The sequence below is a fragment of the Photobacterium sp. CCB-ST2H9 genome, assembly GCF_023151555.2.
In the GTDB taxonomy this organism is placed as follows: Bacteria; Pseudomonadota; Gammaproteobacteria; order Enterobacterales; family Vibrionaceae; genus Photobacterium.
Window position 1 is genome coordinate 1,526,304 of record NZ_CP100425.1, and the last position, 17,584, is coordinate 1,543,887.

Sequence of the window (17,584 nt, forward strand, 5' to 3'; positions counted from 1 at the left end):
TCGAATTAAAGTGATTTTGAGCAAGGAAAAGATATATAGAAATAAAAAAGCAATTTGGTTGTTTAATAATTTTGGCTAAGTTGGTTCCTCGGACATAATTGAATTTTGGTATCACCAAAAATCTGAGAAGGGTAAAATGTTAATTTCATTCAACAAGAAATACACATTCTTATTAATTGCTCTTGCGGCGGGTTCTGTTGAAGCAAAAGTTGTTTCTACGCCAATGGATCTTGTCGAATGGAAATACCGGGGCGGTACGTTTCACTGCTCATTAAATCAGCAGGTGCAAAACTTCGGTGAAGTCAGTTTCGTGGCAGACGCGGGCGAAAATCTGATTCTTAAAGTGAAACCGATGCGTCCTCTCGCTCAGTTCGACCGCGCAGGTTTATACCTTCAGGATGGCCCTTGGGTTGAAACACCTAAGCAGACTTCCCTGAGCCCGGGTAAGCAGGTGGATCCGACGGAAGTGAGATTTACCGGTACCGGTGCCGTTGACACATTGCTGGATGGCATGACCGCGGGGCAGTGGGCAAGAATCGCTTTAACTTACCAGAACACCAATTCGCCGGTCGATCTGATGCTGTCCAGCGTCAATATGTCAGATGCATTAGCTGAATTCAGTGCCTGCCGTTCCCGCTTACCTGCAATGTCGTACCGTCAGGCAAGAGATATGGTGTTCCAGTACGAGATGGGACAACGCACCGTATCCCCGGAACAAAAGGAAACCCTGACTAAGCTGGCCGAATACATTCGCCTGGATAAATCTGTCAGTAAAGTGCTGATTGACGGGCACAGCGACATTGTGGGTTCAAACCTTGGCAATATTCAGGTTTCGAAAGTACGTGCGGATGATATCGCGAGTTTTCTTCGTGAAGCCGGTGTCAAAAATAATCTGATTCAGATCAGGGCACATGGCGCGCGTTATCCGATTGCGAACAACAAGACAGCACAGGGCCAGGCGTTGAACCGCAGGGTAACGGTGAGGGTTTTGCGTGCTGATAACAATGATAAAAGCAGGGTTCAGTAATGTTAACGAAAACGATTCAGCTCATTGAACCGGACAGGCAGCAGGCTCAGCAAGTTATACAGGTGCTGGAGCAGGCTGGTTATCAGGTAGATTATCTGACTTCCGGCAAAGCCGGTTTGCAATCTCACCGTGCTGCTATCACTCTGGTCAGCTCCGCTTTACCAGATATGGCATTGACCGAGTGGGTTCGCTTCAGCCAGACCGTTGCTGATCCTCAGCAGCGCCGGATTGCCATCGCAATTGTTGATCAGCATGAAGGCTTGCTGGCTGCTGAAGCCATGAAAGCCGGTGCGACAGATTATCTTCTGAAACCTTTTGAACCTGCACAATTGCTGAGTCTGATCGCCCGCGTTGAAGCTTTACAGAAACCCATGTCAGACATTGTGGCGGAGTCCTGGCGCAGTAAACAGATTCTGCAACTGGCTCACCGCGCAGCCTGCACCCATGCCAGTGTTCTGATTACCGGAGAATCCGGTACAGGGAAAGAAGTGCTGGCTCGTTACGTTCATCAGCAGTCACCGCGCAGCAAAATGCCTTTTGTTGCGGTGAACTGTGCAGCCATTCCTGAATCTATGCTTGAAGCGGTGTTGTTCGGTCATGTGAAAGGCGCATTTACCGGTGCGACCGGCAGTCAGAGCGGTAAGTTTGAAGAAGCAAACGGCGGCACCATTCTGCTGGATGAAATTGCAGAAATGTCTCCTGCGCTTCAGGCCAAACTCCTGCGGGTACTGCAGGAACGTGAAGTTGAACGGGTCGGCAGCCATAAGACAATCAAGCTGGATATCCGGGTGATTGCTGCAACCAATAAAGACCTGCGTCTGGCCGTTCAGGATGGCACTTTCCGTGAAGACCTTTACTACCGTCTGGATGTATTGCCGCTCCACTGGCCGCCGCTGCGTGAACGTCCTGAAGATATTCTTCCTTTAGCAAATTTCTTTATCAGTAAATATCAGCAGGGCAGTGCCTGTCAGATGTCATCAGATGCGCAGCAAATGATGTTGCAGTACCACTGGCCCGGCAATATTCGTGAACTGGAAAACATTATTCAGCGTGCACTGGTAATGCGGCACGGTGATTTCATCACAGCTCAGGATCTGATGCTGCCTGTCGACACCAGCAAGGTTCAGGCTATTAAACCTGAATACATGCCGGTTGCGCCAGTCGCGATGGGGACTGAGCAAGGGCATATTGGTGCAAAAAAACAGGCTGAATTTCAGTATGTGCTCGATGTACTGAAACAGCATGAAGGCAACAGAACCATGACAGCAAAAGCACTGGGTGTAACGACCCGGGCACTGCGATACAAATTAGCGGCAATGCGTGAGCAAGGCATTGATATTTCACAAATTGGCTCAGCAGCATAACGATTAGGAGACACACATGCTTGCGACGAATATGACGCAGACAACAACAGCCCAGCAACTCATGCTGGAAAAAATGCAGCTCATGCAAGCTCAGGCCGGGCAGGATGTGACTGTGAAAGCCAACCCTTTAGACCAGCAAGTCAAGCCGCTTTCTTTTTCTTCAGCGATGACTGAAGTGCTTGACCTGGTGAATGGTCATCAGGCGGTTGCCAGCGCAAAAATGACTGCGGTTGAAACCGGCAAAAGTGATGATCTGGTTGGTGCGATGATTGCCAGTCAGAAGGCCAGTCTGTCTTTCTCTGCGCTGATGCAGGTGAGAAACAAGGTGGTCGGTGCGTTTGAAGATGTAATGAAGATGCCGGTGTAAGTTATGACCATGATTACTCAAGCAACGGCAGCTGAACTGACCGCATCTGACCGTTCTGAAAACTCTTTGCTGAACCGGGCGAAACAAGCCTGGTACAGCAGTCAGCGAAATCTGGTGCTGTCTGCGGCTCTGGCCGCAGTTGTTGCAGCCATTATTGTGGTTGCTTTGTGGACCTCAACACAAAGCTATCGTCCGCTCTACAGTCAGCAAGAGCGTTTTGATACCAGCGAAATTATTTCAGTGCTTGAAGCTGAAGGCATTCCATACCGTTTACAGGAAACAAACGGTCAGGTGCTGGTTGAAGACGGAAAAGTTGCTGAAGTGCGGATGCTGCTGGCAGCGAAAGGTGTCAAAGCCAAACTGCCAACCGGACTGGAGTCACTGCAGACAGATTCTTCTCTGGGAACCAGCCAGTTTATGGAAACGGCACGTTACCGTCACGGACTGGAAGGTGAGCTGGCTCGTACCATCATTTCTATGAATGCCGTGAACAACGCCCGCGTTCATCTGGCGATTCCGCGTCAGACTCTGTTCGTTCGTCAGAACGGTGAAAAGCCAACGGCTTCCGTCATGGTTGAACTGAAATCCGGTGAGGATCTCAAGCCGGAGCAGGTGGAAGCCATCGTGAATCTGGTGTCTGGCAGTGTGACGGGGATGGCCGCCGATCAGGTTTCAGTGGTTGATCAGTTCGGTCGTCTGCTGAGTGCAGACATTGGTTCTGAGACCAATGGTCGCATGAACACCAAGTATCTGGAATATCAGAAAAACCTGGAGAAACAAATTATCCAGCGTGCTTCTGACATGCTGACCCCATTGCTGGGTCCGAGCAACTTCCGGATTCAGGTCGCTGCGGATCTGGATTTCAACCGTATTGAAGAAACCCGTGAAATGGTTGATAACAATCCGGTTGTACGCTCTGAACACAGTATCGAAAATAACTCGGTCGATAAAATTGCGCTGGGTGTACCAGGCTCTCTGAGCAATCAGCCGCCAACGGTTGAAGACGATAAAAAAACAGACTCGCCGAAAAATACCAGTGAGCGCTCTGAAGTGAATCGTCAGTATGCCCTTGGCAGCAGCGTGCGTCATACCCAGTTCCAGCAGGGACAAATCAAAAAACTGAATGTTTCTGTGCTGCTGAACGATAAAGTGGCTCCAGATCAAAAGGCCTGGAATGATGCCCAGAAGGCTGAAATCAGCCAGATGATTTCTGAAGCCGTGGGTCTGAATAATGTCCGTGGTGACAGCCTGAGCCTGATGAGCTTTAACTTTAAGCCGCTGAGTATCGACCCGGTTGCGCCAATGCCTTGGTGGCAGGATACCGCGCTGCAACAACCGCTGCGTTACATCATCGGCGGTCTGCTGGGACTGGCAATGATCTTCTTTGTCCTGCGTCCGTTAATCCGTCATCTGACGGGTGTGGATAAAGCACGCCGTGAAATGGAAATTGCCAGCCTGCCGGATGACATCCTGAGTAAAGAACTGGATGAGAAGGCACAGGAAAATGAGCTGAACCGTCGTCTGTCTGACCGAGGGTTGAGCCACACCACCAATGGTCTGGACGCTGATGCTGAAATGATGTTGCCGCCTTCTGGTTCGCCTCTGCACATCCAGCTGAAGCACCTGACACTGATTGCCAGCGAAGAGCCACAGCGTGTTGCTGAAGTCCTCAAACAATGGGTGAATGGAAATGAGCAAAACCGAGACAACTAATCCGGCAGACATGCAAACCCTGAGCAGTGTGGATAAAACAGCACTGGTTCTGCTGGGTATGGGAGAGGACGCAGCCGCGCAGGTGCTGCGTTACTTCTCCCGCGAAGAAGTACAACGCGTCACCCGTTCAATGGCCAAACTGACCGGGATTAAAAGTGAAAATGCCAAAGTTGTAATTCAGCGCTTTTTTGATGATTTTCGTGCCCACAGTGGTATCCGGGGTGCTTCGAAAGATTATCTGTCGAATACCCTGTCGAAAGCGTTGGGGAATGATCTGGCAAAAGGTGTACTGAACAGTATTTATGGCGATGAACTGCGGAACAATATGCAGCGTCTGCAGTGGGTCGACACTGACGTCATTGCGAAGTTCATCAGTCAGGAACACCCGCAGATGCAGGCCATTTTCCTGGCTTATCTGCCGCCGGAAACATCGTCTGAAGTACTGGCGAAACTGCCGTCGGAGCAGCATGATGAGCTGATTTACCGGGTGGCACGCCTGAATGAGATTGATCATGAAATCGCGCAGGATCTGCATCAGCTGATCGACCGTTGTATCCAGCAGGTGTCTGGCGGACATGGTGCGTCGGTGATGGGTGCCAAGCAGGCTGCCGACATTATCAACCGCTTTGAAGGTGATCGTGCTCAGTTGATGGAAATGCTGAAGCTGCACGACGAGAAAGTGGTCAGCGAGATCGAAGAGAACATGTTCGACTTCGTGATTCTTGCCCGTCAGCGCGAAGCAACCATGGACCGTCTGGTTCAGGAAATTTCTATCGATATGTGGGCAACCGCACTCAAAGGTGCAGATCTCAAACTGCAGATGGCGATCAAACAGTCGATGCCACAACGGATGGCAAACTCGCTGGACGACGAAATGGCCATGCGTGGTGCCATGCCGCTCTCCCGTGTTGAGAAGGCTCGTCAGGAGATCATGCAGATCGTCCGTGAACTGGCTGATGCCGGTGAAATCGAACTGAGTCTGTACCAGGAACAAACAGTGGAGTAAGCGATGCGTTCAGTTAAAGTGATGCGCCTGAATCCGGGTGAATACCGCTCTCATCGTTTTCCTCCGATGGTCAAGCCAATGATTCAGGGCACCGATGATGAATCTCAGGACCTGAATCATCTGGCTGAAGAGCCTCAGTTTAATGCCCAGGAGCATCAGGCTGCGTTGCAGAAACGTCTGGAAGATGGTTTCCAGCAGGGGTTGCAGCAGGGTCATGAAGAAGGTCTTCGTCAGGGCGTGGAGCAGGGCCGCCAGCAGGGTTTCAATCTGGGGCAGCAGGATGGCTTTCAGCAAGGTTATGCCAAAGGTGAAAGCCAGGGCCGTGAAAAGTATGAATCTGTGATGGCCCCGCTGCATGCGCTGCAGGCGCATATTCAGCAATGGCAGGACGAGCGTGAGCACGCACAACGTGAGCAGATTTGTTCTCTGGTTCAGAAAGTCGCTCAGCAGGTCATTCGTGCCGAGCTGACACTGATGCCGCAGCAGATCCTGGCGCTGGTCGATGAGACGCTCGACAGCATGCCCGGAAACGCGGACAAGGTGATTGTGCACCTGAACCCGCAGGATCTGGAGCGGATCAACAACCTGAATCCGAAGCTGCATCCGAGCTGGAAACTGGTAGCGGATAAAGAAATGCCGATCGGCGGTGTGCAACTGGTGACTGACCAGGCTGAAGCAGACGCCAGCAGCGATGCACGGCTGGAAGCCTGTATGGAAACCCTCCGTGAACATCTTCTGGAATCCACAAATGGTTCGCAATTAGTGACCGATGTGAAGTCAGAAGAGGTATCTGCCACAGAGCGTGTGGAGGAAGTCAGTGAGTGACAGCGCATTTCATGAACGTATGAATGATGCGATTGCGTCGATGTCATCCATACCGATTGCCCGGGTGACCGGGCGGTTGGTGAAAGTCAACGGTCTGATGCTTCAGGCCGTTGGCTGCAAATTCAGACTGGAACAACGCTGCCTGGTCGAAACCGATGACGGAGAAGCAATCGAAGCTCAGGTCGTTGGTTTTGACCGGGATGTCGCATATCTGATGCCGGTACGCCAGCTGGGCGGTTTATATGCCGGCGCCAAAGTCATTCCGCTTGATGGCGACAGTACAGTTGCATTGGGCGAGCATTGGCTCGGCAGGGTCGTGAATGGCCTTGGCGAGCCTTTTGACGATCTGGGCCCACTGAAAGGGGGCGAGAAAGTTTCTCTCAATCCTCAGCCGATTAACCCGATGAAGCGCCGGATGGTCGATACCCCCTTAGATGTGGGTATTCGCGCCATGAACGGCCTGCTGACGCTGGGTAAAGGTCAGCGCATCGGTCTGATGGCCGGCAGTGGTGTGGGTAAGAGTGTGTTGATGGGCATGATCACCAAAAACACCAAAGCTGACATTGTCGTGGTCGGGCTGATTGGTGAACGGGGTCGTGAGGTTCGCGAGTTTATTGAGCGGAACCTGGGTGAAGAAGGGATGAGGCGTGCGGTGGTGATTGCTGCACCTGCGGATGAATCTCCTCTGATGCGCCTGCGCGCGACCAAGCTTTGCCATCGTGTTGCCGAATATTTCCGGGATAAAGGGAAAGACGTCCTGTTGTTGATGGATTCACTGACCCGTTATGCCATGGCGCAGCGTGAAATTGCTTTGTCTCTGGGCGAACCACCGGCTTCCCGGGGTTATCCGCCTTCAGTGTTTGGTCAGTTACCGCAATTACTGGAACGTGCCGGTAACGGTGAACACCCGGACGGCAGTCTGACGGCTATTTATACCGTTCTGGCGGACGGGGATGATCAGCAGGATCCTGTGGTCGACTCTGCCCGGGCTATTCTGGATGGCCATGTGGTGTTGTCGCGTTCACTGGCAGAGCAGGGGCACTATCCGGCGATTGATATTAATGCATCGATCAGCCGTTGTATGAGCAGTTGTACCGAAACTTCGCATGTTACGGTGGCAAACCGTTTTCGACAGCTGAATGCGAATTATCTTCAGGTGAAAGAGCTGCTGCCGCTGGGGGGTTATCAGCCAGGGCAGGATCCAGAGCTGGATCTGTCGGTGCGGATGTTCCCGTTACTGAAAGACTTTTTGGTTCAACAGGTGGACGAAGTGACGGATTACCAGCAGTCGTTGGTTCGTCTGGCCGAATTATTTACCCAGACACAGCAAGGCTGACAAGGAGCGGGCAATGAAAGGAAAACTGAAAGCTGTCAGCCAGCTTCAGCAAATTGCTGAGCAGCAGCGAGACCGTCAGGGCCAGGATTTAGCCCGTCAGCAAGAGCAGGTTGGTTTCTTTGCTCAACAGCTGGAAGCACTGGCTGACTTAAAATCCGGCAGTCTTCCGGAAGGAGTCGGCGGGGTCAACCCGATTGCATTGCAAAACACCACGCAGGTCAATGCAATGCTCAATCGCCTGATCGCTCATCAGCAGCACGAAATGGCGCTGATGCATGCAGAAAGTCAGCGGACCAAAAAAGCGCTGGAGCAAAGCCAGATCAAAGTGAAAGGTCTGGAAACCGTCATGGAACGCTGGAAAGCTAAACAACGGTATGAGCAGGCCAGAAAAGAGCAAAAGTTTATTGAAGATTTGATCAACGCCAGATACAAACGTCCATCCATTTAAAAAGCGCCCTCGGGCGCTTTTATTTTTTTGAAGTGAAAAAACCTCAGGCCGCTTCTTTATAGAATGCTAACCCCGACGCCATCGCGACCAACACGGAAGCACAGGTTTTGTTGAGCGATTTCAGGCGGCTGACCGATAAATACTTTGCCGCCTGGAAACCTGCAGTTGCGTAAACCAGCATCACAGCGACATCAATCACGATGGTAGCAATTGCGAAAAGAACGTATTGCATCAAAACCGGCGCGGTTAAATCCAGAAACTGAGGCAGAAAAGCGCCGAAGAACAGGAGCCCCTTCGGATTAGACAGGGCCGCGAACAGGCTGCGCCGGAACGCTGCTGCAGGGCTGTGTACTTGTGCGCTTTTGAGTTTGTCAGCCGTCAACGCGCTGGCTGAAGGTGTACTGCGCCACAACTGGTATGCCAGCCACAGCAGGTAAGCAACGCCGCAATATTTGACGGTCAGAAAGAGGGTTTCAGAAGCCGCCATTAATGCCCCCAGTCCCAGTCCGGCAGCACTGATCAGAATCGCGTCAGACAGAGCAGCCCCTAGAATGCCATAAAGTACAATTTTCTTGTTTTTACTCACACCGTTCGACAGAGACAACAGCATGGTCGGTCCCGGAATGACGGTCACGGTAAATGAAGCGATGCAATATAGAAGTAATGTACTGACCATGGTGGAAGAATACTCCAAGTGAATTTGAATCATTTGATGCAATGCCAGGCATCATATTGAGTCAAGAGTTAACAAACCTAACGCACAGCGCATAGTTGCATAAAATTCTTGACACGGCAACGATGATATCCCTACTATGAGCGCAAATCAAACTAGTGAACTAGTTCGCTAGTTTTAATTCGATGAGTCTCACAACATTGATTCTGTTTTCACATCTGCTGGCAGACGTCAGCGTATTCCGCGGAACGTGAAACACGAGTTGTGTTCGTCATCACATTGACTCTGTATTGAATGGAATTTGAGAGGAGAAAAGATGAAGACCTATGACGAGGTTGTATTTCAAGCGGCAAATCAAGATTGGGAAAAATGGTCAAAGCCGGGCGCTGATGGCCGGGTGAAAATTTTCAATTCAAACGGAAAGCGCTTAAGAATGCTTGAATTGCCAGCTGGGTTTGATGAGCACCATCTTTGTGAGATCGGTCATCAGGGATATGTTCTGACCGGAAGCTTTACTATTTTTGTTGAGGGTACCGAAAATAAATGTCACCCAGGTGATTTTTTCTCAATCCCGGATGGTGTGCCTCACCGTTCGAAAGGGGATGAGAATGAAGTGACGACAGTTTTCGTTGTTGATGATATTCAATAGGAGCGACAGATGAAAAACCCTGCTTTTGCCAATTTAATCCCAGATCAAAATGGAATGTTTGGCGTCTACGGCGGTGAAGCCGAAAATTCAGAATTAAAGTCAGCGATGAATGAGGTCAGAGAAGCATTCTATCACATCATTCAAGATGACTTATTCAATGAAGAAATGACACGGTTACGTAAAACCTATATCGGACGACCAAGTCCCATTTACTTTGCAAAGAACCTTTCTGAGAGAATTGGCGGAGCAAAGATATACCTGAAACGTGAAGATTTAAATCACACGGGTGCCCATAAAATTAACCACTGTATTGGTGAAGTTCTGCTTGCAAAGAAAATGGGCAAGAAAAAAATATTAGCTGAAACGGGTGCAGGACAGCATGGTGTTGCTCTTGCGACTGTTTGTGCTTTGATGGGCATGGCATGTGAAATCCATATGGGGCAGGTCGATATTGAAAAAGAACGCCCTAATGTGAATAAAATGAAATTGCTGGGATGCAAAATTGTTCCTGTAACTTCGGGTAAGGCGACTTTAAAAGAAGCAGTCGATAGTGCATTTTCGGCATATCTGGATGATATGCAGAATAACTTTTTTGCAATCGGCTCCGTTGTTGGTCCTGCGCCTTACCCGGAGATGGTGCAATATTTTCAATCTGTCATTGGAAGAGAGGCATCTGCCCAGTTTCTGGAGATGACAAATGAACAACCGACAATCGTTGCGGCTTGTGTCGGTGGCGGCTCAAATGCATTAGGCTTATTCAGCGGTTTTCTGTCAGATGAAAACGTGAAGTTAGTGGGAGTTGAAGCTGCGGGTAAAGGATTAGATTCAGGAGAACATGCCGCGACCCTAACAGCAGGTAAATTCGGAACAATGCACGGATTTAAATGTTTATACCTGCAAGAAGAGGATGGTACTCCGATGGATGCCCATTCCATCGCTTCAGGATTAGATTATCCCGGTGTCGGTCCACAACATTGTTATTTAAGAGATGCTCAGCGGGTTGAGTATCATTCAATTACAGATGATGAATGTATTGAAGCCTTTTTAACTTTGTCCAAATATGAAGGAATCATCCCCGCATTAGAAAGTTCTCATGCGATTGCATGGGCTGCAAAAGAAGCTAAAAATTTATCATCTAAAGAATCCATCCTGGTTAATCTTTCAGGAAGAGGTGATAAAGATATCGATTTTGTGCTTCATAAAGTTGGGTTGTGAAATGAGTTTCGATCTGCGGGCTGTGCTGAATCAATTGGAAGGTTCAGGTGTCAGCATCAAGACGGTTGGTGATTTCATGTCACCAACTTATGAGATACCTGGCCATTATATGAATAACGCAGCAACCGTACCTGGTTCAGGAAAAACAGGTCATGAGCAAGCTTACATATACGCCAATAACGGCACTCAATTTCCGGTGTTAATGGGGTTATTTGGGAATAGAGAAATCAATCGAAAGATTCTGTCCGAAAGTTGTTTCAGAGATGACAGTTTACACTGTAAGGATTTAAGTCCGGTATGGGTTGATAAGCCTGTCTGTCAGGAAAGTCATTTTCAATTAGATTTGCTCTCATTACCTGCTCTTAAAGTAACACCACAGGATGCAGGCGCATTTTTTACATCAGGTGTCGTTTGTGCAAGGCACCATAAAACCGGTGCCTATACCAGTTCTATTCATCGATTGAAAGTTGTAGATAAAAGTCATGTGACTTTAGCCCTACGGCCTGGAAGTGGGCTTTTCAGCTGTTACCAAGAAGCTTTGAAACAAAATAAAACTCTGCCAATCTCGATTTGTATTGGTATACCCCCTGTATACTATTTGCTCACTTCATTATCGACAGCCAGATTCTCATCAGGTATCTGCAAACTGAAAGAGATGAGTAAAGTAGTTGGCCAGGCCGTTCGAATTGCGAAAAACGTTACAAATTCAGCTTATTGTTACGCAGACAGTGAGATTGTCATTGAAGGGGAAATGACAACGACAACTTGTAATGAAAGCAATAGAAAAGCAGAGGCATACTCAATGCCGGAGTTTCTTGGCTACATGGGGGAGGCAAAAGAAAATCTTCCGCTCGTTAAAATCACAGGCATCTTCCACAGAGAAAATCCGATCTATCAAACATTTTTAGGTCCGGGAAAAGAACAGTCAGAGCTGCTTGCGATTCCGACTGAGATCTCTTTGAAAGAAGTTGTCAGGAAAGAATTCGATCAATTTTTTGATTTAATGGATGTGTATTGTCCCAGTTATGGTGGCGGGCAGCTGTCAGTCATCTTAAGTATCCGGAGAAAGTCACATTTCATTCCATTTTCAGAATTAAGAGATTTTATTTACGAGCACCATCCGCTTTGTAAGCATGTATATGTTGTTGATGACGACATCGATCACTTGTCAAGTGAGGATTTTTTATGGGCAATGACAACCAGGTTTCAGGTGTCGCAAGATACTTACTTGAGAAAAGTGCCGGGCTTTATCATGGACCCGTCTCAATACACCGGTTATATGAATTCAAAAGATCCAGAAAGTGATTTGACATTATATGACTTAACCAAGCCATTGAAAATATCAAACAGGTTTGTTCGGTATCAGCAAATATTATAAAGGTGAATCATGGAAATTAATCAGTTAGAAATTCTTCGTGAAGAAATCAATCAGATAGATGTTCAGCTTGTAGAACTACTGGTAAAAAGAGCGAATGTTGCATTACAGATAGCAGATCAAAAGCGGAATAGTGTTGATGTCGTAGAAGCAAAAGGACGAGTAGAGATCGTTTTAAGTAAAGTGAGAGAATTAGCGTTGAATTTTCACGGGGATGATAAGTTTATTGAATCTGTTTATAAGGTAATCATTCATGAGTTAACACAAATGCAGCTGATCAAAAAGGGACTTATCAATCATGACATCAATGGTTAATTACTCAAAAGATATCGTTGACCTTTTACCTGAACTGCATGTTTGCTGTCTTCGAATTGAGAATCTTCATGATCGTGTTGATGTGACAGATTCTGTGAATGAAAATATTGTCTTTGCAAAGCAAACAATCGATAAGTTGCAGACAGAAAGCGCAATTGACTCTATCAGTCACTGGCGTCGAGCTTACAGAAAAGCAGGGATAGAGCCGACAAAATTTCGAATGGCAGCTGAATCATTACTGAGACGGCTCAGAAAGCAAGGTAATTTACCAGAAACATTACACCCGTTAGTTTTAATTTGTAATGCATTGTCAGTTAAGCATTGTTTACCTATTGCTGTGCTGGATACAGATGAAATCAACGGAAATTTATGGGTTTCCTATACAAAGGGAGGTGAGCGTTATTTAGATTTTAATGGGAACGAAATTTTAATGCCCTCGAATGAAGTTTCATTTATCGATGAGAAAAATAATGCGCATGCCAGAAAGTGGTCTCATAAGCAAAGTGGTTTATCTGTCGTTAGAAACAGCACCCAAAATGCAATTATTATTATAGAGGCTTTATCTCCACTCCAAAATAATGAGAGTTTGCCAGTCATTGAAGAGTTGAAAAGTTTGATTGACAAGTATTGGCCTGGTTCAATCGCTGAGTGTAGTATCAGACATTCAAATATGCTTATCTCGAATTATTAAAATTTATCTTAACCAATTCTTTATTGGCTGATGTCTATTTAGGTATTCAAAAAGTTTTACTTATTGGCCCACATAATTTCTCAAATTGTTGAGTTTTTTCATGTTGAGGTCAAAATGAAAGCTGTAATCATATCAGGTTCAGAAAGAAGAAATGGTGTTACCGCTTATGTTTCTGAACTTATTCAGGATAAGTTGTATGAGAAAAATGTCCATGTAAATGTTATATATCTGTGCGATAAGAAAATATCTGCTTGTGATGGCTGTGGTGGTGACAATGGTTGCAACTATAGACAGTCTCCCTGTGAAAAATATGATGACATGCCACATATTATTAAAATGATGTGCGAGTCAGATATTATTATTTACACATGTCCAGTTCATGCTTTCGGGATTAGTCACTTAATGCAGATTTTTCTTGAAAGAGCTGGTGTCGGATATCTGAGGTTTGATCGGCCTCTCGTGAATAAAATTGGTGGCTGCGTCATTGTTGGGAGGAAATATAGTTTAGGCAGTGCACATGATCAAATCATAAATAACATGCTATTAAATCGAATGATTATTCCTGGTGCTGGATTTCCAGTGCTTATCCATGGCTGTGAAAAAACGAAGGGAATTACAGACATTGAGGAGAGTGTTGCTTTGGAGCAAATGGTTGACAGATTAGTTGAAATCCGAAGTTCTGTGAATGTGAATGCATTAAATTTTAATCATCCAAATGAAAGAAAGCTCAAAGAAATCATGGAGAAAGATAGTGAAAGGGTTAATTGAAGTTATCAGCCATACTGAAAAAGTCATCTCAGACAATGACTCGATCTGTATTTATAACCAGTTGCGAAAGAAATATCATGAAGATGAGTTGTTTCTGCTCGAGTCAATGACTGGTCCAGAAAAAGATTGCAAAAATACAATCATTGCGTTTGAACCTATTTTTAACTTGAAACTCAATGATAATGTCCTGTCTTTATCTGGGAATGAAGATATTCTTGGTTTGATGAGAGTGAGTGATAAATTATCATCTTTTGAGTTCCTAGATGAGTACTCCATTCAGATTCAGACGTTTAACGATCTGATTTCACTCTTAAGAAGTATTGAGTCATTATTTCATGTCGTTGATGAAGGGGTGAGTACAAGTACAAACTTCGGATTCTGGGGTTACTTTGGATACGATACTATTTTTCTCATAGAGGATATCGAGAGAAAAATATCAAGAGATAAAAATTTATCTACGATTAATCTGACTATATTTTCAGGCGTCATCAATCTTGATATAAAGAGTCACACCATACATTTAACCCGAAATCAGAGCAATTATTTTCAAAGTTTCGATCTTTCATTAGTGAAAAATCTCATTAAAACGCCATTTCATTATGAGTTTAACCACAATTTTTCCAGTCATAGTATTTCATCTCCCACTGTCGATAAAGAGATGTATACGACCTGGTTTGATAAAGCCAAAAGTCATATCGATATTGGTGATATATATCAAATCCAATTGGGGCATGAAATAAATATAACGTCAGAAATAATACCATTTGATGTTTACTTACGATTGCGTCAATTTAACCCATCACCCTATATGTATTATTTTAAAACATCTGATGGATTTCATGTGATTGGAGCAAGTCCGGAAATGTTTGTGACTTTAACCAATGACCGTGAAATTGTGATGAGACCAATTGCGGGTACAATCAGAAACTCGTCTGATCCAGATGAGAAAAAGTCAAATATTCATAAGCTGCTCTCGGATGAAAAAGAAAATGCAGAGCATTTGATGCTGGTTGATCTCTGTCGAAATGATATCTCCAGAATTTGTGAACCTGTTTCACTATTTGTTGATGAATTGATGATTACAGAAGAATACTCACACGTGATTCATATTGTTTCTAATGTTATTGGGAAGATTTCAGCACAATTTGATAAATACGATGCTTTAGCCGCTACGTTTCCTGCAGGCACGATGACGGGAACACCAAAAATAAAGGCAACGGAAATTATTGAAGACACGGAGAGGACCTCAAGAGGCATTTATGCAGGGTGTGTGGGGTATTTAGGGTTTAATGACACAATTTTGTCTGCACTTTGTATTCGGACGGCAGTTTACAGAAATGGTGTCTATACGATTCGTGCTTCCGGAGGGATCGTTGAAGATTCCCTGAGCCATGGCGAGTGGTCTGAAACAATCAGCAAACTCAGTTCGACTTATTTTGCAATCACCAACAAGGATTTAATCAGTGAAGATTTTATTAATTGATGCGTATGACAGCTTTGTTTATATCGTCAAAAATTATATTGAAGTGATTGGCTTTCAAACTGATGTCGTTCGGTGTGATAAAGTCAATCTTGAATCGTTGAATGACTATCATGCTATTATTCTGGGGCCTGGGCCCGGACACCCATGTGAGAGTGGTTACCTGGATATCATCAGGCGGGTTGAAGGAAAAATTCCGATTTTTGGTATTTGCCTTGGAATGCAATCGATTGCGGAGTTTTATGGTGTTTCAGTGAAACCGGCTGTAAACCGTGTGCATGGAAAGGTGAGTTTGATTGAACATGATCAAATGGGCTGCTTCCAGCAATTGAAGTCACCCTTAAAAGTCACCCGATATCATTCACTGATTGCATCAAGAGACGATATTAAATCGGATTCGGAATTAGTCATTACCTCTGAATCTATTGATGACAACTACATCATGGGTATTCGACATAAAGCGTTTGTGATCGAAGGGGTTCAGTTTCATCCTGAAAGCATATCGACTGAACGGGGTGCAGACATATTAATCAACTTCTTTAAGCATGCAGGACTATACAATTAATATGTGTATGATTTGTACCTTTTCATGTATTTGCTGAATGCATTTATCAGACTTGTTTCCTATTAAATTCTAATATGCAATTGGTATGTTTACGGGGCAGACAATACTGAATATTTTTATACATAGATTTAATATCAGTAAAAATACGGACGCTTTAATTTATTGCTACCTGAGTACCGTGAAGGTTGTTGTTAAGCCAATCACACAGTCTTCCCAAGCGGTACGCAATAGCGCATATCCTGTTCCCATTAGGAACATTTTCACCACTATTTGTTTACCCGGTATCTTTTTGGTATCGGGTTTTTTTTATGTACTGAACATGAAAAAGCACAGCGGAAAGCTGTGCTTTTATTCTTGACTGACGTGCTGAAATCAGGCGTTTGCCAGCTTGTTCTGAAGTGCCTGAATATTGACGGGCTTGGTCATGAAGGCAAGCAAAACGGCGACTCCCAGCATTACGGAACACAGCGTATACGCCAATGTGTATGTACCGGTCATATCAACTGCGACAGCAGCAACGACAGGGCCGATGAAGCCACTGATTCCCCAGGCTGTATACAGGACACCGTAGTTGGCACCATAATTTTTCAGGCCGTAGAAGTCAGCAGTAATCGACGGGAAAACGGCCAGCAGTGTGCCATAGCCGACACCTGCAACTGCGGCACCGACCATCAGGCTGAATTCATTGTCGAAAGTTGCAAACATCACCATGTTGATGGCTTGCATGACGAAGGCTATCAGCAGGGTTTTCACGCCGCCGATCTTATCGGAGAGCATTCCTGCGACGACCCGGCCACCCGAGTTAAAGACAGCCAGAATCACCACAAGGAAAGCGGCGTCAGATAAATCAGCCTGTGTGGCTGCGATTGAAGTAATGTTCCCTATGATCATCAGACCGGCAGCTGAAGCGAACGCGTACATGATCCACAGCGAATAAAACTGCGGGGTCTGGATCATCATACGCCAGCTGACATCAACACTCGGTGTTTGCGCAGCTTTTGCGGTCGTTGCAGTGGGCGCGGCTGGCACATAGTCTTCCGGCGGGTTTGTGATAGTGCATGCCAGCGGAACAGCGACCACCAGAACTGCGATGCCAAGAATCAGAAAACTTTGATTGATCCCGAAGTCAGCAATCAGAGATGCAGTCAGAGGGGCAAGATAAACCGCCGCCAGACCGAAACCAGCGGCAATCAAACCATTCACCATTCCTTTTTTAGACGGGTGAAACCATTTCATCGCCGATGGGCTCAGACAGGCATATCCAAAGCCAATGCCGCTGCCTGTCAGTACGCCGAAAGTAAGGACCAAAAGCAGCGGGCTGGTTGCAAAGCTGGAAATGATCATCCCCAGCCCAACCATCGTCGTTCCTAACAGCAGGACTTTACGCGGACCGATTTTATCCTGAAGAATACCGGCCAGTAACAGAGACAGTGAAAAGGTAATGATAGCGACCGTGTAGGGCAGGGATGCATCAGCATTAGACCACCCCAGATCAACAACCAGCGCTTTCTTGAAGACGCTCCAGGCATACAGAATGCCCATGCACAAGTTTATACAAAAGCCAGCCAGCAAGATTTGCTTAGCACGATCGAATGTTTTCATACGCCTCTCTAACACCGTAGCGGTCTTGATTTGTTTTTTAAACTTTTCTTAATCTGAATCAAAAAAAGATGCACTTCTTATGGAGGGCGCGGATTCTATCAATAAATTTTTAAGAAATATCGTGAGGAAAAACTTTGTTACAAATGGATGGTGAAGAGGGAGTCG

The 17,584-nt window shown here is 46.1% G+C and carries 18 protein-coding genes; 16 read left to right on the forward strand and 2 right to left on the reverse strand.

From position 1 onward, the window contains the following. Positions 1 to 136: 136 nt before the first annotated feature. Genes L4174_RS07305 through fliJ form a run of 8 tightly spaced genes read left to right on the forward strand, consistent with a single transcriptional unit; the run spans position 137 to position 8,086 of the window. The gene (locus L4174_RS07305; protein ID WP_248139931.1) at positions 137 to 1,027 is read left to right on the forward strand and encodes an OmpA family protein; all 891 of its coding nucleotides are present in this window, start codon (positions 137 to 139) and stop codon (positions 1,025 to 1,027) included. Further along, a complete protein-coding gene (locus tag L4174_RS07310) occupies positions 1,027 to 2,391 on the forward strand; it encodes a sigma-54 dependent transcriptional regulator (RefSeq protein WP_248139933.1) in 1,365 nt (454 codons plus the stop codon). Before L4174_RS07305 ends, L4174_RS07310 begins: the two co-directional genes overlap by 1 nt. 16 nt (positions 2,392 to 2,407) lie before the next feature. Beyond that, positions 2,408 to 2,758, forward strand: a complete 351-nt coding sequence (fliE, locus tag L4174_RS07315) for a flagellar hook-basal body complex protein FliE (RefSeq protein WP_248139935.1) — start codon at positions 2,408 to 2,410, stop codon at positions 2,756 to 2,758. A 3-nt stretch (positions 2,759 to 2,761) separates the two neighbouring features. Beyond that, positions 2,762 to 4,471, forward strand: coding sequence for a flagellar basal-body MS-ring/collar protein FliF (fliF, locus tag L4174_RS07320; RefSeq protein WP_248139937.1), 1,710 nt, complete (start codon positions 2,762 to 2,764; stop codon positions 4,469 to 4,471). Further along, a complete protein-coding gene (locus tag L4174_RS07325; RefSeq protein ID WP_248139939.1) occupies positions 4,449 to 5,477 on the forward strand; it encodes a flagellar motor switch protein FliG in 1,029 nt (342 codons plus the stop codon). Before fliF ends, L4174_RS07325 begins: the two co-directional genes overlap by 23 nt. A 3-nt stretch (positions 5,478 to 5,480) precedes the next feature. After that, complete coding sequence (gene fliH, locus L4174_RS07330) at positions 5,481 to 6,302, forward strand: flagellar assembly protein FliH (protein WP_248139941.1); 822 nt, start codon at positions 5,481 to 5,483, stop codon at positions 6,300 to 6,302. A 19-nt stretch (positions 6,303 to 6,321) separates the two neighbouring features. Beyond that, positions 6,322 to 7,638, forward strand: a complete 1,317-nt coding sequence (gene fliI / locus L4174_RS07335) for a flagellar protein export ATPase FliI (protein ID WP_248141627.1) — start codon at positions 6,322 to 6,324, stop codon at positions 7,636 to 7,638. Between the two features lie 13 nt (positions 7,639 to 7,651). Beyond that, positions 7,652 to 8,086, forward strand: a complete 435-nt coding sequence (fliJ, locus tag L4174_RS07340) for a flagellar export protein FliJ (protein WP_248139943.1) — start codon at positions 7,652 to 7,654, stop codon at positions 8,084 to 8,086. 43 nt (positions 8,087 to 8,129) lie between these two features. Here the strand turns inward: fliJ and L4174_RS07345 are convergent, their stop codons facing one another. Continuing rightward, a complete protein-coding gene (locus tag L4174_RS07345) occupies positions 8,130 to 8,795 on the reverse strand; it encodes a LysE family translocator (protein WP_248139946.1) in 666 nt (221 codons plus the stop codon). Positions 8,796 to 9,075: 280 nt separating this feature from the next. On the opposite strand from L4174_RS07345, the gene L4174_RS07350 reads away from it, so the two are divergent. The 8 genes from L4174_RS07350 (at position 9,076) to L4174_RS07385 (ending at position 15,817) form a co-directional block, all read left to right on the forward strand. Further along, positions 9,076 to 9,408 (forward strand): cupin domain-containing protein, encoded by a 333-nt coding sequence (locus tag L4174_RS07350; protein ID WP_248139948.1) that lies wholly within the window; start codon positions 9,076 to 9,078, stop codon positions 9,406 to 9,408. A 9-nt stretch (positions 9,409 to 9,417) separates the two neighbouring features. Next, complete coding sequence (trpB, locus tag L4174_RS07355) at positions 9,418 to 10,623, forward strand: tryptophan synthase subunit beta (protein WP_248139950.1); 1,206 nt, start codon at positions 9,418 to 9,420, stop codon at positions 10,621 to 10,623. 1 nt (position 10,624) lies between these two features. Further along, on the forward strand, positions 10,625 to 12,001 hold the full coding sequence (locus tag L4174_RS07360; RefSeq protein ID WP_248139952.1) for a UbiD family decarboxylase: 1,377 nt from the start codon (positions 10,625 to 10,627) through the stop codon (positions 11,999 to 12,001). A gap of 9 nt (positions 12,002 to 12,010) precedes the next feature. Next, the gene (locus L4174_RS07365) at positions 12,011 to 12,313 is read left to right on the forward strand and encodes a chorismate mutase (RefSeq protein ID WP_248139954.1); all 303 of its coding nucleotides are present in this window, start codon (positions 12,011 to 12,013) and stop codon (positions 12,311 to 12,313) included. Beyond that, positions 12,297 to 13,004 (forward strand): B3/4 domain-containing protein, encoded by a 708-nt coding sequence (locus L4174_RS07370; protein ID WP_248139956.1) that lies wholly within the window; start codon positions 12,297 to 12,299, stop codon positions 13,002 to 13,004. The genes L4174_RS07365 and L4174_RS07370 overlap by 17 nt, the downstream gene beginning before the upstream one ends. A 114-nt stretch (positions 13,005 to 13,118) precedes the next feature. Then, positions 13,119 to 13,772: a flavodoxin family protein gene (locus L4174_RS07375; protein ID WP_248139958.1), complete on the forward strand. Its 654-nt coding sequence runs from the start codon at positions 13,119 to 13,121 to the stop codon at positions 13,770 to 13,772. After that, the gene (locus L4174_RS07380) at positions 13,756 to 15,255 is read left to right on the forward strand and encodes an anthranilate synthase component I family protein (protein ID WP_248139960.1); all 1,500 of its coding nucleotides are present in this window, start codon (positions 13,756 to 13,758) and stop codon (positions 15,253 to 15,255) included. The genes L4174_RS07375 and L4174_RS07380 overlap by 17 nt, the downstream gene beginning before the upstream one ends. Next, a complete protein-coding gene (locus tag L4174_RS07385; RefSeq protein ID WP_248139962.1) occupies positions 15,236 to 15,817 on the forward strand; it encodes an aminodeoxychorismate/anthranilate synthase component II in 582 nt (193 codons plus the stop codon). The genes L4174_RS07380 and L4174_RS07385 overlap by 20 nt, the downstream gene beginning before the upstream one ends. 372 nt (positions 15,818 to 16,189) lie before the next feature. Here the strand turns inward: L4174_RS07385 and L4174_RS07390 are convergent, their stop codons facing one another. After that, positions 16,190 to 17,419, reverse strand: a complete 1,230-nt coding sequence (locus L4174_RS07390; RefSeq protein ID WP_248139963.1) for an OFA family MFS transporter — start codon at positions 17,417 to 17,419, stop codon at positions 16,190 to 16,192. Between the last annotated feature and the right edge of the window lie 165 nt (positions 17,420 to 17,584).